Origin of the sequence: Agreia sp. Leaf335 (genome assembly GCF_001423605.1) — a bacterium.
Taxonomy (GTDB): Bacteria; Actinomycetota; Actinomycetes; order Actinomycetales; family Microbacteriaceae; genus Agreia.
Genome location: NZ_LMOQ01000003.1, coordinates 35,895 through 48,691 on the forward strand (window position 1 = coordinate 35,895; position 12,797 = coordinate 48,691).

Annotated in this window: 16 protein-coding genes; 11 read left to right on the plus strand and 5 right to left on the minus strand. The window is 67.6% G+C overall.

Features of this window, described 5'->3' with window-relative positions:
• Positions 1-75: 75 nt before the first annotated feature.
• Positions 76-1,824: an alkaline phosphatase family protein gene (locus ASF79_RS10505; protein WP_055854826.1), complete on the plus strand. Its 1,749-nt coding sequence runs from the start codon at positions 76-78 to the stop codon at positions 1,822-1,824.
• Between the two features lie 47 nt (positions 1,825-1,871).
• Positions 1,872-2,564 carry an NADPH-dependent F420 reductase gene (locus tag ASF79_RS10510; protein ID WP_055854828.1) on the plus strand — a complete coding sequence of 231 codons (693 nt, stop codon included), beginning with the start codon at positions 1,872-1,874 and terminating at the stop codon, positions 2,562-2,564.
• Between the two features lie 99 nt (positions 2,565-2,663).
• Here the strand turns inward: ASF79_RS10510 and ASF79_RS10515 are convergent, their stop codons facing one another.
• A complete protein-coding gene (locus ASF79_RS10515) occupies positions 2,664-3,029 on the minus strand; it encodes a VOC family protein (RefSeq protein WP_055779553.1) in 366 nt (121 codons plus the stop codon).
• 57 nt (positions 3,030-3,086) lie between these two features.
• Between ASF79_RS10515 and ASF79_RS10520 the strand changes: the two genes are divergently transcribed.
• A complete protein-coding gene (locus ASF79_RS10520; protein WP_055854831.1) occupies positions 3,087-3,533 on the plus strand; it encodes a MarR family winged helix-turn-helix transcriptional regulator in 447 nt (148 codons plus the stop codon).
• A 125-nt stretch (positions 3,534-3,658) separates the two neighbouring features.
• A complete protein-coding gene (locus ASF79_RS10525; RefSeq protein ID WP_055779548.1) occupies positions 3,659-4,498 on the plus strand; it encodes an HpcH/HpaI aldolase/citrate lyase family protein in 840 nt (279 codons plus the stop codon).
• 50 nt (positions 4,499-4,548) lie between these two features.
• On the opposite strand, the gene mgrA is transcribed toward ASF79_RS10525, so the two are convergent.
• The gene (mgrA, locus tag ASF79_RS10530) at positions 4,549-5,574 is read right to left on the minus strand and encodes an L-glyceraldehyde 3-phosphate reductase (RefSeq protein WP_055854834.1); all 1,026 of its coding nucleotides are present in this window, start codon (positions 5,572-5,574) and stop codon (positions 4,549-4,551) included.
• Between the two features lie 156 nt (positions 5,575-5,730).
• Between mgrA and ASF79_RS10535 the strand changes: the two genes are divergently transcribed.
• Positions 5,731-6,561, plus strand: a complete 831-nt coding sequence (locus ASF79_RS10535; protein WP_055854836.1) for a DUF4397 domain-containing protein — start codon at positions 5,731-5,733, stop codon at positions 6,559-6,561.
• Positions 6,562-6,595: 34 nt separating this feature from the next.
• Here the strand turns inward: ASF79_RS10535 and ASF79_RS17485 are convergent, their stop codons facing one another.
• On the minus strand, positions 6,596-6,775 hold the full coding sequence (locus tag ASF79_RS17485) for a hypothetical protein (RefSeq protein ID WP_055854840.1): 180 nt from the start codon (positions 6,773-6,775) through the stop codon (positions 6,596-6,598).
• 1 nt (position 6,776) lies between these two features.
• On the opposite strand from ASF79_RS17485, the gene ASF79_RS17490 reads away from it, so the two are divergent.
• The 3 genes from ASF79_RS17490 (at position 6,777) to ASF79_RS10555 (ending at position 8,682) form a co-directional block, all read left to right on the plus strand.
• Positions 6,777-7,271, plus strand: a complete 495-nt coding sequence (locus ASF79_RS17490) for a class F sortase (protein WP_055854843.1) — start codon at positions 6,777-6,779, stop codon at positions 7,269-7,271.
• A gap of 114 nt (positions 7,272-7,385) precedes the next feature.
• Complete coding sequence (locus tag ASF79_RS10550) at positions 7,386-7,940, plus strand: RNA polymerase sigma factor (RefSeq protein WP_235500732.1); 555 nt, start codon at positions 7,386-7,388, stop codon at positions 7,938-7,940.
• Positions 7,927-8,682: an anti-sigma factor gene (locus ASF79_RS10555; protein WP_082495832.1), complete on the plus strand. Its 756-nt coding sequence runs from the start codon at positions 7,927-7,929 to the stop codon at positions 8,680-8,682. The genes ASF79_RS10550 and ASF79_RS10555 overlap by 14 nt, the downstream gene beginning before the upstream one ends.
• 47 nt (positions 8,683-8,729) lie before the next feature.
• Here the strand turns inward: ASF79_RS10555 and ASF79_RS10560 are convergent, their stop codons facing one another.
• Positions 8,730-8,993: a hypothetical protein gene (locus ASF79_RS10560; RefSeq protein ID WP_156351768.1), complete on the minus strand. Its 264-nt coding sequence runs from the start codon at positions 8,991-8,993 to the stop codon at positions 8,730-8,732.
• 152 nt (positions 8,994-9,145) lie between these two features.
• Between ASF79_RS10560 and ASF79_RS10565 the strand changes: the two genes are divergently transcribed.
• Genes ASF79_RS10565 through ASF79_RS10575 form a run of 3 tightly spaced genes read left to right on the plus strand, consistent with a single transcriptional unit; the run spans position 9,146 to position 12,214 of the window.
• The gene (locus ASF79_RS10565; RefSeq protein WP_200933569.1) at positions 9,146-9,925 is read left to right on the plus strand and encodes a carbon-nitrogen hydrolase family protein; all 780 of its coding nucleotides are present in this window, start codon (positions 9,146-9,148) and stop codon (positions 9,923-9,925) included.
• Positions 9,926-9,979: 54 nt separating this feature from the next.
• Positions 9,980-11,440, plus strand: coding sequence for an APC family permease (locus tag ASF79_RS10570; protein ID WP_055854849.1), 1,461 nt, complete (start codon positions 9,980-9,982; stop codon positions 11,438-11,440).
• 51 nt (positions 11,441-11,491) lie between these two features.
• On the plus strand, positions 11,492-12,214 hold the full coding sequence (locus ASF79_RS10575) for a FadR/GntR family transcriptional regulator (protein ID WP_055854852.1): 723 nt from the start codon (positions 11,492-11,494) through the stop codon (positions 12,212-12,214).
• A 19-nt stretch (positions 12,215-12,233) separates the two neighbouring features.
• Here ASF79_RS10575 and ASF79_RS10580 read toward each other — a convergent pair whose 3' ends face one another.
• Complete coding sequence (locus tag ASF79_RS10580) at positions 12,234-12,776, minus strand: cysteine hydrolase family protein (RefSeq protein ID WP_055854854.1); 543 nt, start codon at positions 12,774-12,776, stop codon at positions 12,234-12,236.
• Positions 12,777-12,797: the final 21 nt, after the last annotated feature.

Here is a 12,797-nt window from a genome sequence, read left to right on the forward strand (position 1 = left end):
CGAAACGACGGGGCGCAAGGGCATGGGGGCTCGGCCCGCACCCGAGTATTCTGGCGGGATCGGGAGGGGACCGAGATGGCGGCCAGAAAGAACGAGAGCGACGACGAGAAAGCTCAGCGCGGCGCCTCACGACGCAATTTCCTCCGCACCGCCGGCATCGGGGTCGCGGGGCTCGCGGTCGGCGGGGCGACGGTCGGCGGCGTGACCGCCGGCATCCGCTCGTCTGACCCGGATGACGACGAACTCGGCTTCTCGCCACTGCCCGTTCGTCACGAACCGGGATTCGACCACGTGGTCGTGATCATGTTCGAGAACCGATCTTTCGACCACATGCTGGGCTGGCTCTACGAGTCGGGGCAGGAGCCCGCGGGGCAGACTTTTGACGGTCTTCACCAGGGGGAGTACAGCAACCCCGGACCCTCGGGTGACACCGTGCCCGCTCACGTCTACAGCGGTTCGACCGACCGCATCATGGCCCAGCCCGATCCCGACCCCGGCGAGTTCTACCCCCACGTGAACACGCAGCTGTTCGGAACGATCGACCCCGAGAGCAACTCCGATCTGAGGAACCCGCTGCAGGAGCCCTGGAACCTGCCAAAAGACGCGTCGACGCCGAAGAACGACGGCTTCGTGAAGGACTACATCGTGAACTCCACGCTGTCTCGCGGGCGCGCGCCGACACCCGAGGAGTACGCCGTGGTGATGGGCGGATTCTCGCCGGCCATGCTCCCGGTGCTGTCGACGCTCGCGAAGAGCTTCGGTGTCTACGATCACTGGCACGCGGCCGTTCCCTCGCAGACGTTCTGCAACCGCTCGTTCTTTCACGCGAGCACCTCACACGGCTTCGTCACGAACGTCGAGGGTGGCGGCATCGACAAATGGCTGGATGCGCCGGCCGTGCCGACCGTGTTCAGTCGGCTCGACGAGGCGGGCAAGTCGTGGCGCGTGTACTACGACGCCCAGCAGGTCGTTTCGCTCACCGGACTGCTGAGTGCTCCATCGCTGCAGAAGTACTGGAAGAGCAACTTCCGCAGCATGGAGCAGTTCCACGAGGACGCGGCCAAAGGAAAGTTGCCCGACTACGCCTTCGTGGAGCCGCGCATGGTGTTCGACCACAACGACATGCATCCGCCTGTCGTGCGACCGGAGAAAGACAAGGTCGAGCCGGATACGCCCGAGATGGAGTCCGCCTTCTCGGACATGCGGGCGGGCGAACAACTGCTCGGCGAGGTCTACACGTCGATCAAAGACGGAGCCTCGACCACCGGCTCGAACGCGATGAACACCGTGCTGCTCGTGACCTTCGACGAGCACGGCGGCCTCTACGATCACGTCGCGCCGCCGGCCGCCGTGCCGCCCGTGAAGAACGAGGCCCCGGGCGAGATGGGCTTCACGTTCGATCGTCTCGGCCTGCGGGTTCCCACCATCGTGGTCTCGGCCTACACGAGAGCCGGAACCGTCATCAACGACGAGATGCACCACGGCTCTCTTGCCAAGACCATCGCCGAGTTGCACGGACTCGAGCCGCTGACCGATCGCGATGCATCCGCCAGGCCGATCTTCAACGCGGTGAATCTGAAGAAGCCGCGCCAGCCCGCGCTCTGGCCCACGGTTACCCCCGCCTACGTTCCCCCAAATCCTGAGGCAAATCCGCGCTCCGACAAGGAGAAAGACCGTAAGCGCCCCCTGACCCCGCCCGCGCTCGGACTCATCGGCATCCTGCTTGCCCGCTACGAGCCGGATGCGCCGGTGCCCGACAACTACGCCGACGCCTACGACGTGCTGGTGAAGCACGGCTTCGGACTGTTCGGCGTGCGCGACTGACGAGTCAGTTCGTCGTGGTGCATGACCGATCACTACTCTGAAGCTCGATGGACATCACACTCACGAACCCCGAATCCGGCTCACGGCCGGTGACAATCGGCATCCTCGGTGCCGGAAAAGTGGGCACCGTGCTCGCCCGGCTCGCGATCGCAGCCGGCTACCGCGTGCTCATCGCGAGTTCCCGACCGCCAGCGGCGATCGAGTTGACGATCGATGTGCTGGCGCACGGCGCAGAGGCGACGACGGCACCGGATGCCGCGGGCCGGGCGGATCTCGTCATCCTGGCTTTGCCCCTGGGTAAGGCCGTGCCGCTCGACGGCCACCGGGCGCTGCCGGTCGACGAGCTGCGCGGCAAGATCGTGATCGACGCCATGAACTACTGGTGGGAGGTCGACGGAAAGCGCCCCGACCTCACCGACGCAGAGTCGACGACCAGTGAGATCGTCGAAGCTCTCCTGCCTGCCTCCCGCGTCGTGAAGGCGTTCAACCACATGGGGTATCACGACCTCGACGAGGGCTCGCGGCCGGAGGGCGACCCGGACCGCAAGGCGATCGCGCTCTCGGGAGACGACGTCGAGGCGAACGACGTGGTCGCCGACTTCATCGATTCTCTGGGCTTCGACGCGGTCGACCTCGGCCCGCTTGCCGAGGGAGCCGTGCTGCAGCCGGGCCGCGAGTTGTTCGGGGCGAACCTCAGTGCTGCCGAGATCCGCGACATCGTGGAGCGGGCTGCCGCCTGAGCGCGCCGCCAGCGGGCGAACGCGCGCTCGACGAGGGAGCGCGTGCCCGCTAAGAGCGCGCTCGGCGATCGCCCGCAGAGGTGGTGAAGCACGGACGGATCAGGCCTTGTCGTGCAGCGTGATGGCGTAGCCGTCGGGGTCGGCGAAGGTGAAGGTGCGGCCGAACGGGCCGTCGACGGGTGCCGAGGTGATCGTGAATCCGTCGGCCGCCAGGGTGTCGTGAATCTGCTGCGCATCGGGTGCGTGCATCCAGACGCCGATGCCGAGACCGAGCTGGGCGCCGGAGTTCAGGTCGACGCCGGGCAGTGCGTCGCGCACCGCGAAGGCAGCGGGCGTGGTGTCGAAGACCACGGCGTGAGGCGGGCCGGGCTGGCGGCTCACGCCGAGGTACTTCTCGTAGAAGGCGGCAGACGCCTCGATGTCGCGGACCTGAAGTGAGATGAAGCCGGGGCCGGATGCGGTCATGAGATTCTCCTTGGTTATGTCAGTTTGTTGACATGATCAGTATGTCAGAATGTTGACATGAGTCAAGGCGCTTCGGGAATCGAATTGAGCACCTCGTTGGGATACCTGATGAAGGAGGTCGCCAGCGCCTTGCGCGCGGCGATGGAGGCGGTGCTGCGCCCTCTCGGCATGAGCGTGACCCACTACTCGTGCCTCGAGTTGCTCGCTCAGCGACCGGGTCTGTCGAACTCGGAGCTGGCCCGCGGAACATTCGTGACTCGCCAGGCGATGAACGTGCTGCTGCAGGCGCTGGAGGCCGACGGGCTCGTGACGAGATCGGAGCAGCCTGCGTCGGGGCGAGCGCTGCCGACGCAGCTGACCGCAGCGGGCCGGGCCCAGCTCACCACGGCGAGTGCTGCGGTGAGAGGGGTCGAAGACCGCATGAAGTCGCAGCTCTCGTCGAAGGATCAAGACGCGCTGCGCGCGATGCTGTCGACCTGCGCGGCGTCGCTGCGCGCGAGCTGAGAGGCTGCGCCTCACCCGCTGAGGTTGCCGCGGAGAATCGTTCGATACGATGCTGAGGCACGAGCAGGGCCGATCGTCGTGGTCGGTGACTGTGTCCGAATCTCCGACAGAGAAGTAGACCGTAGATGACCGCATCGACCATCGATCCCGCAATCGCCCGCTCCTGGCTGCTCGTCTCGGGCATCCGTTCCGAGGAGTTCGACGCGGCCAGCAACTCGCGCGCCGACCAGATCATTCTCGACATCGAAGACGCCGTCGACCCCAAGCTGAAGGCGGATGCGCGCGGCTCGGTCATCGATTGGCTCACGGCCGGCGGTGCCGGGTGGGTGCGCATCAACGACCGCAGCACGGAGTTCTGGAGCGGTGACGTCGACGGCCTCAAGGGTGTTCCGGGCCTCTCCGGCGTGATGCTCGCCAAGACCGAATCCGCCGAGCACGTCACCGAGACGTTCGACCGCCTCGGCGGCACGGTGCCCGTTCTCGCCCTCGTCGAGTCGGCGCTGGGAATCGAGGAGGCGCCGTCGATCGCCCGCGCCCGCGGAGCCTTCCGGCTCGGCTTCGGCAGCGGTGACTACCGGCGCGACACGGGCACGAGTGCCGACGACCTGGCCATGGCGTATCCGCGTTCGCGTCTGGTCGTGGCCAGCCGCATCGGCAATCTGCCCGGCCCCATCGATGGCCCGACGGTCGGCAGCAGCCATCCGGTGCTGCGGCAGAAGTCTGAGCACGCCGTGGCCATGGGCCTCACCGGAAAGCTGTGCCTCGACCTCGACCAGCTCTCGGTGATCAACGAGACCATCAGCCCCACGGTGTCGGATGCCACGTGGGCGCGCGACTTCCTCGACGACTTCGAGTCGCGTGGTCGGGTCATCCGCGATGGCAGCGACCTGCCGAGGCTCGGTCGCGCCGAGAAGATCGACCGTCTCGCGAAGGCATTCGGCATCCAGCCGATCGCGCGCCGCTAGCAGCGGGCGGAGTGCCGGCGGGCGCCTACTGCCGGCGCCCGCCGCACCGGCTAGACGGCGCTCGAGTTCGCCCAGAGGTTGATGTCGCGGTCGCCGGCGAACTCGTCGATGCTCGCGAGTTCATCGCTCGTGAACGCGAGGTTCTGCACCGCGGCGAGGTTGTCGTCGAGCTGCGTCACCGACGATGCGCCGATCAGCACCGAGGTCACGCGCTCGTCGCGCAACGCCCACGACAGTGCGAGCTGAGCGAGCGTCTGCCCGCGCCCTGAGGCGATCTCGTTGAGGCCCCGAACCCGCTCGAGTGTCTCGTCGGTCAGCATCCGCTTCTGCATCGAGCCGCCGCGCGCGCCGCGCGAATCGGCGGGGATGCCATCGAGGTAGCGGTCGGTGAGCAGGCCCTGGGCGAGGGGCGAGAAGGCGATGCAGCCCACGCCGAGATCTCCGAGGGTGTCGAGCAGGCCGGCCTCGATCCAGCGGTTGAACATCGAGTACGACGGCTGGTGGATGAGCAGGGGAGTGCCGAGATCGGCCAGGATGCGCGCGGCCTCGACCGTGCGTTCGGGCGAGTAGCTCGAGATGCCGGCGTAGAGAGCGCGCCCCGACTGCACGGCCGTGTGCAGCGCACCCATCGTCTCTTCGAGGGGCGTGTCAGGGTCGGCGCGGTGGCTGTAGAAGATGTCGACGTAGTCGACGCCCATGCGGGCCAGCGACTGGTCGAGCGAGGCGAGCAGGTACTTGCGCGAGCCGTGGTCGCCGTAGGGTCCGGGCCACATGTCGTAGCCGGCCTTGGTCGAGAGGACGAGCTCGTCGCGATAGCCCGCGAAGTCCTCGGCGAAGATACGGCCGAAGTTCGTCTCGGCGCTGCCATACGGAGGGCCGTAGTTGTTGGCGAGGTCGAAGTGCGTGACGCCCGAGTCGAACGCGCGGTGCAGAATCGCGCGCTGTGTCTCGATGGCTACATCGTCGCCGAAGTTCTGCCAGAGCCCGAGCGAGACGGCGGGAAGCTTGAGGCCGCTTCGGCCCGTGCGTCGGTAGGGGAAGCTGTCGTAACGGGACGGGTCTGCGAGGTAGGTCATCTCTCGATCATGGGTCACCGGGCAGACGACGCGCTACCCGGCAGAGCCGCGCAGAAAAAAGTTCGGCGAAGGTGCATCCAAATGCGGCCCTTCGAGAGAAGTGCTTTATGTAGGCAGTTTTCTCTCAGCCCCTCGGGGCGCTAACAGGAGGTACCCATGCGCAAGACCCTCATCGCCGGCATCGCCGCCGGCGCGCTCGTCGCCGTTGCAGCCGCACTCCCCGCATCCGCAGCGGAAGGCGACGCCCAGCTGTCGGTGCTGCACGCCGTTCCCGGCGTCACCGTCGACGTCTACGTGAACGGAGCCCTGACCCTCGACGACTTCACGCCCGGTACCCTCGCCGGACCGCTGCCGCTGCCCGCCGGAACCTACTCGGTGGCGATCACCGCCTCTGACGCGGCCGACGCCAGCTCGCCCCTGATCGGCCCGGTCGACCTCGCCCTCGCGGCCAACGGCAACTACACCGCCGTCGCGCACCTCGATGCCGCGGGCAAGCCCACCGCGACGCTCTTCACCAACGACACAGCCACCCTCGCCGCCGGCGAGGGACGCCTGACCGTGCGCCACGTCGCCGCCGCCCCCGCGGTCGACGTTCTCGCCGCAGGCAGCCCCGTGATCACGAACCTCGCGAACCCGGGCGAGTCCGTGCTCACCCTTCCCGCCGGCACCGTGTCGGCGTCGGTCGCCGCCACAGGAACCACCGACCCTGTGATCGGCCCGGCCGACGTCGACGTGGCCGAGGGAACGAACACCATCGTCTACGCGTGGGGCAGCCTCGCCGATGGCAACCTGGCGCTCGCCGTGCAGACCATCGGCGGACTGCACTCCAACCCCGGTGGAGTCCCCGCGGGAACGGCCGGTCTCGTCGCGACCAACCAGCCCGCAGACCCCGCCGGCCTGCTGATCGGCGGGGCACTCGCCCTGCTGCTCTCCGCGCTTGCAATCACAGCAGTGCGCAGCCGGATGCTCGCCAAGGTCGAGCGCTGACCCGCAGGCATCCCCACACGGCCGCGGTCCGGGTTCACGCAACCCGGGCCGCGGTCTTCGGCGCGCTCGCGCTCGCCTCGCTGCTGCTGACGACCGGATGCGGCGCCGCCGCCGACGCCCCCGCGAAGTCGACCCCGGCGGGCGTCGAGCGACCGGCGACCCCCACGCCGACGCCCTCGGCGACGGAACCGCCCGCCGGGCCCGTCGCATCCACCGTGCCTCTGACCGACGCGAGCCTGGGGGCGAACGCCGCCGAACCCGTCGTGCAGCCGGCGCGGGTGCAGGTGCCGGCGCTCGGAATCGACGTGACGGTGTCACCGGAAGGTGTCGACGGCACGGGCGCGCTCGCCCTGTCGGATGACCCCGCGATCGCGTCGTGGTACCGCTACGGACCCACGCCGTGGAGCGCCTCGGGCACCAGCGTCATCGCCGCCCACGTCGACTCGTTCGACTACGGGGTCGGCCAGTTCGCGCTGCTGAAGGACGCGCCCGTCGGCACCGAGGTCGTGACCACGTCGGTCGACGGGCAGACGGCGAGGTTCTCGGTTCAGAGCGTCTCGATGCTCGAGAAGAACGGTGTCGACTGGAATGCCGTCTTCGACCGGGAGGGAGACCATCGGCTGGCCCTCATCACTTGCGGCGGAGAATTCGACTACAGCACCGGTCACTACCTCAGCAATGTGATCGTCTACGCCGTGCCGATCGCGTGATGGGGGATGCCAAGTATGCTCGACCCTACGCTGACTCATCGCCCCGAATCCCCCTCCGATCCGCGATTCTCGGCTCGTGCGATCGGGGTGTCCACCAGGAAGCCGCACGCTGACGTGACCGACGTATCCACCGACGACACCACACTGGTCGACGCCTTCTGCTCGGGCGACGATCGTGCTCTGGCGGGCGTCTACGAGCGCTGGTCGTCGCTCGTATACACCTTGGCGCTGCGGTCGCTGGGTGATTCGCGCGACGCGGAGGACGTGACGCAGAAGGTCTTCGTGGCCGCATGGAGGGGGCGCGAGAAGTACGACCCCGCCAGGGCGAGCATGGGCAGTTGGCTGGTGGGGATCACCCGGCACTCCATCGCCGATGCCCACGAGGCGCGAAGCCGGATGCGTCGAGCCGACGAGGCGCACATTCTCGAGAACGCCGTCGCGACGACCGATGACACGGCGGAGGTGGCCGATAGGTTGATGATGGCCGATGAACTCGAGCGTCTCGACCCGGTGCCGCGCACGATCATGAAACTGGCCTTCTTCGCGGATCTGACGCACGCGCAGATCGCGGAGAGACTCGAGCTGCCGCTCGGCACCGTGAAAAGTCATATCCGTCGAAGTCTGTCTCGGCTACGAATACGTTTGGAGGTGAACGATGGCACACATTGATGCAGACCAGCTGGCTTTGATCGGGCTGGGTGAACTCGCTCCGAGTGACGACGAGAGCGCGCACGTGGCCTCGTGCGCGGAGTGCGCGGTCGAACTGCGCGAGCTCCAGGCGGTCGTTCACCTGGGTCGCTCGGCCGAGGGCGAGTCGCTCGCCACGCCCCCGCCCGCCGTCTGGCAGCGCATCCAGGCCGAGATCGAGGATGGCGCCGCACAGGAGTCGCTCGCAGCGGCGCCTCATATGGCCGCGCCTCACGTGGCTACGGGGCGATGGCGGCGCCGCTGGAGCACCCGCTTCGTCGTGCCCGTGACGGTCGCCGCCCTGGTCGTGGGAATCGTCGCCGGAACCGGAATCGGCTCCTGGTGGCAGGCATCCCAGACCGCGCAGACCGGCATCGCGGTGGCCGGAGCAGAACTCGATCCGTTCCCCGACTGGGCCGACTCCCGCGGCAGCGCCGTGGTCGAGGTGCTGCCCGATGGCACGCGCCAGGTCGTCGTCGACGTCGACACGGCGGGCGATAGCGGCCCTTCAGACGCGCAACTGCGAGAGGTGTGGCTGATCTCGGGCGACGGAACGCAACTCGTCAGCATCGGATATCTCGACGGGGTGGAGGGAGTCTTCACGGTTCCGTCGAATGTCGATCTCGCCGACTACTCGCTCGTCGACGTGTCGGCCGAACCCGACAATGGAGACACCACTCACTCGGGCAACTCGATCGTTCGAGGCGAGCTGCGCACGATCTGACTGGCGGCGGAGCACTCCCCGTGCGGGGAGTGCTCCGCCGCTACCAGCTAGTCGTCGGAGTCGCTGCGCTCGACGTCGGATTCGTTCGAGATGTCGACAGCTCCGTCGGCGCCGCTGCCGTTGCCCTCGGTACGGGCGCGATTCTTGCCCTCGTCGACGACGCGGATGCTGCGGAGATCGTCGTCGAGTCCTCCGTCGCGGGCGTTGTCGGCCTTGATCTGGTCTTCGCGACCGGCCTGCTTCTCTTCTTCGGTCGCTTCGTTCGCGCCGTCCATGATGGGGGCGTCCTGGGTCTTGTCGTGTGAGCTCATATCGGAATCGTACGGCGGGGCCGTGACCACCGACATCCCCTTGCGCGCACACGATTGCCGCTCGTGTCTCGTAACGAGGCCGTAACGTGGCAGAAATCGAATAGATCAATCTGATCTGTTTGACTGACCCAGTCGCTACCCGAAAGGACGACATGACCCTGACGATCGCAGGACTTCAGCACGCCGGTGTGCCCGGAGACGTCGACGCGAACCTCGCCATCATCGAGCAGGCCGCGCGTGACGCCCTCGAACGCGGGGCGAGCATGCTGGTCACCCCTGAGATGTTCGTGACCGGGTACAACATCACCGGCAGCCTCGATGAGCTCGCCGCCCTCGATCTGCCGGCCCGCGTTGCCGATATCGCGAGGTCGGTCGGCATCGCGATCGTCGCCGGGCTGCCGCTGCCACGCGAGAGCGGCGGCATCTACAACGCCCTCGTCGTCGTCGACTCGCACGGCATCGAGCTGACCCGCTATCGCAAGACACATCTCTTCGCCGATCTCGACCGCTCTCTCTTCTCTGCCGGTAACGACCTGCCCGAACCGATCGACATCGACGGCGTGCGCCTCTCGTTCCTCATCTGTTACGACGTCGAGTTCCCCGAGACCGTGCGGGCCGCCGCGCTCGCTGGCGTCGACGCGGTCATCGTTCCCACCGCTCAGATGGAGCCGTTCGCCCACATCGCGGAGCAGCTCATCCCCGTTCGGGCGTGGGAGAACCAGGTGCATGTCGTCTACGTGAACCGATGCGGAGCCGAAGGCGATCTGCGTTACGTGGGGCGAAGCAGCATCGTCGCCCCGAGCGGCGAGCGCCTCGCGTTACTGGGCGAGGCAGAGTCGGGCCTGATGGTCGCCACGATCGATCCGGATGCGACCGCTCGAGCCCGGATCGCCAACCCCTATCTCGCCGACCGCCGCCCAGAGCTGTACTGAGCGTCTCGCTCAGACCTGGCTCCGACCACCCGACCACCCGACCGAAAGCAGACCATGACCGCCTCACCCACTGTCACCTCGCACTCGAGCACACGCCTCGAGGGGCAGCTCGGCACGCGCTCCATCGTCTTCATGGTGATCGCCGCGGCGGCTCCGCTGACGGTGATCGGCGGCAACGTACCTCTCGCCGTCGGGAGCGGCAACGGCGCGGGGGCACCCATCGGATTCGCTCTCGCCGCAGTCATCCTGCTGCTGTTCTCGGTGGGCTTCGTGACGATGACGCCGTTCGTGAGAGAGGCGGGCGCCTTCTTCTCCTACGTGACCGCGGGGCTCGGAGCCAGACTCGGTCTCGGCACCGCCTTCACCGCCCTCGTCGCCTACACGGCGATTCAGGTGGGAGTGTACGGATACATGGGGTGGGCCGTCGGCGACCTGGTGACCTACTTCGGCGGGCCCGATGCCGCGTGGTGGCTCTACTCCTTCGCCGCCATGGCGATCGTGGCGGTGCTCGGCTACCGGCACATCGACCTGAGCGCCCGCGTTCTAGGCGTGGCTCTGGCGCTCGAGATCCTGGTCGTCGTCGTGCTCGATGTCGTGATCTTCGCCTCGGGAGGCGACAGCGGCATCGCCACCGAGACCTTCGATCCCGCCACCGTCTTCACTCCGGGAATCGGCGTCGCGGTGCTGTTCGCTCTCACCGGTTTCATCGGGTTCGAGGCGACCGCCGTCTTCCGTGACGAGGCGCGCAACCCCGAGAAGACCATCCCGAGAGCGACGTACATCGCCGTGATCGTCATCGGAGTCTTCTACGCCGTCTCGTGCTGGGCTCTCATCACGGGCGTCGGTGCCGGCAACGCGGTCGCAGTCGCCCAGAAGACTCTCGACGGCGAGGGCAACCTCCTGCTCGACACGGCCACCCGGTACCTCGGCCCGATCATGCGCGATGTGATCCAGGTGCTTCTCGTGACCAGCCTTTTCGCGTGCGTTCTCTCTTTTCACAACGTGATCGCCCGCTACCAGTTCAGCCTCGCGAACAAGCGCGTCTTGCCGTCTGCGCTCGGGCGTCGGCACGCCCGTCACCACTCCCCATCGGTGTCGTCGATCGTTCAGACCATCACGGCCGCCATCGTTCTCGCCGTGTTGGCTCTGTCGGGTCTCGACCCCCTCGTCGGTGTCTTCGGTTCGATGGCCGGGGTGGCGACGGTGGGCATGGTCATTCTCATGCTCCTCACCTCGGTTGCCGTCTTCGTCTTCTTCCTCCGCCGCCCCGCACTCGCCGAGGGGCGCACCGCGGGAGCGCGAGTGTTCCCGGTGCTCGCGGTTCTCGGCCTCATCGTCGCGATGTGGCTCGTGCTGTCGAACTTCACTCTTGTGACGGGTGGCAGCGTGGCCGTGAGTACGGCGCTCGCTCTGGTGCCGGTCGTCGCGTTGCTGCTTGGTATCGTGCTGGGAGCGCGGCTCCGGCTCGATCGGGGTGCGGCAATCGATGTGGATGCCGAGATGCCGCCCGCCTGACCGGCCCTGCCAGCCGGGCCGGCGGCATCCATGACCTGAACGGAGCCGACCGTGGATCTCGACTCACCCGCGCTCGGCGCGATTCGTCGCACCTCGGCCGTCGACACCGTGCGCGCTCGCATCTGGCTCGGAGTGGATCTGGGAATGCTCGCCGCCGGGCAGCGCCTGCCGACCCCGGCGGAGACGGCTCGAGCGTTCGGCGTCAGCGAGATGACCGCACGACGGGCCTATCGGCTGCTGAGTGACGAGGGACTCGTGGTGCGGCTGCGCGGAGGCTCCGGGGGGTCGTTCATCGCCGAGGTCCTTCCCGAACACGGCATTCCGGCTCTGGCTGCCTACCGGGAGGATGCCCAGCACGTTCACGACCTCATCGATCAGCGTGCCGTGATCGAGGCGGGCCTCGCCGGTCTCGCCAGCGCAGCGCGCACGGATGAGGAGTTGGCCGAGCTCGGCGCGCTCGTGACGCGGATGCGGGCGGCCAGGGACTGGGCAGACTTTCGCGAGGCGGATGCCGCCTTCCACGAGGCGGTCGCGGCGGCGGCCCATGTGGCGGGAGCCGCGACCCTGCATCGTCGGGTGTCGAACGAGCTCTACGAGTACTTCGTGCCCTATCGCCTGGAGTATCTCGCGGAGTCGAACACGGAGCACGCGTTGTTGATCGAGGCGCTGGCGAACCGCGACGCGGCGAGTGCGAGCCGGCTCGCGTATGCCCACGTGACAGAGCTGCACCGCTCGATGTACGTGGGGCGCATGGACTCGTTGAGTCGAGACTGAGAGTCGTCGACGAGGCGGCCTAGTTCTGCAGGTCGCCGCTCGTCGACACCGTGGCGAAGCTGCCGTCGAGCGCGGCCATGAACGACGCGTGCACCGTGGCGCCCGGGATCACCGTGTCGCCGAAGGTGAGATCCGGTGCGGCGCAGGCGTCGCTGACGACGGTGACCTCGAAGCCCAGTTCGCTGGCGGCGCGCGTCGTCGAGTCGATGCACATGCTGCTCATCATGCCGACGACGACCAGCTCGGTCACCCCCTCGTCGGTCAGCACCTGCTGAAGTCCCGTTCCGATGAAGCTGTTGGGTTCGTGCTTCTCGAGCACGATCTCGTCGCCGACCGGCGCCACCAGGGGGTGGATCTCGATGCCCGGGGTGCCTTTCACGAAGAAGGGGGCCTCGGCCTCGGTCGAGACGTGAAAGATGTGCACGATGGGCTCGCCGGATGCGCGGAAACCGTCGAGAACCGAGCGGGCCGCGGCGGCTGCGGCATCCGGCCCGACCAGCGGGAAGGCGCCCCCGTCGAAGTAGTCGAGTTGGATGTCAACGATCACCAGTGCGCGAGTCATTTGTCCAGTATGACGTTGTCC

What these genes read in the sequence shown, in the direction of transcription:
- ASF79_RS10505 (WP_055854826.1), top strand. Translation starts at nt 76, where the DNA reads ATGGCGGCCAGAAAGAACGAGAGCGACGACGAGAAAGCTCAGCGCGGC.
- ASF79_RS10510 (WP_055854828.1), top strand. Translation starts at nt 1,872, where the DNA reads ATGGACATCACACTCACGAACCCCGAATCCGGCTCACGGCCGGTGACA.
- ASF79_RS10515 (WP_055779553.1), bottom strand. Translation starts at nt 3,029, where the DNA reads ATGACCGCATCCGGCCCCGGCTTCATCTCACTTCAGGTCCGCGACATC.
- ASF79_RS10520 (WP_055854831.1), top strand. Translation starts at nt 3,087, where the DNA reads ATGAGTCAAGGCGCTTCGGGAATCGAATTGAGCACCTCGTTGGGATAC.
- ASF79_RS10525 (WP_055779548.1), top strand. Translation starts at nt 3,659, where the DNA reads ATGACCGCATCGACCATCGATCCCGCAATCGCCCGCTCCTGGCTGCTC.
- mgrA (WP_055854834.1), bottom strand. Translation starts at nt 5,574, where the DNA reads ATGACCTACCTCGCAGACCCGTCCCGTTACGACAGCTTCCCCTACCGA.
- ASF79_RS10535 (WP_055854836.1), top strand. Translation starts at nt 5,731, where the DNA reads ATGCGCAAGACCCTCATCGCCGGCATCGCCGCCGGCGCGCTCGTCGCC.
- ASF79_RS10555 (WP_082495832.1), top strand. Translation starts at nt 7,927, where the DNA reads ATGGCACACATTGATGCAGACCAGCTGGCTTTGATCGGGCTGGGTGAA.
- ASF79_RS10560 (WP_156351768.1), bottom strand. Translation starts at nt 8,993, where the DNA reads ATGAGCTCACACGACAAGACCCAGGACGCCCCCATCATGGACGGCGCG.
- ASF79_RS10565 (WP_200933569.1), top strand. Translation starts at nt 9,146, where the DNA reads ATGACCCTGACGATCGCAGGACTTCAGCACGCCGGTGTGCCCGGAGAC.
- ASF79_RS10570 (WP_055854849.1), top strand. Translation starts at nt 9,980, where the DNA reads ATGACCGCCTCACCCACTGTCACCTCGCACTCGAGCACACGCCTCGAG.
- ASF79_RS10580 (WP_055854854.1), bottom strand. Translation starts at nt 12,776, where the DNA reads ATGACTCGCGCACTGGTGATCGTTGACATCCAACTCGACTACTTCGAC.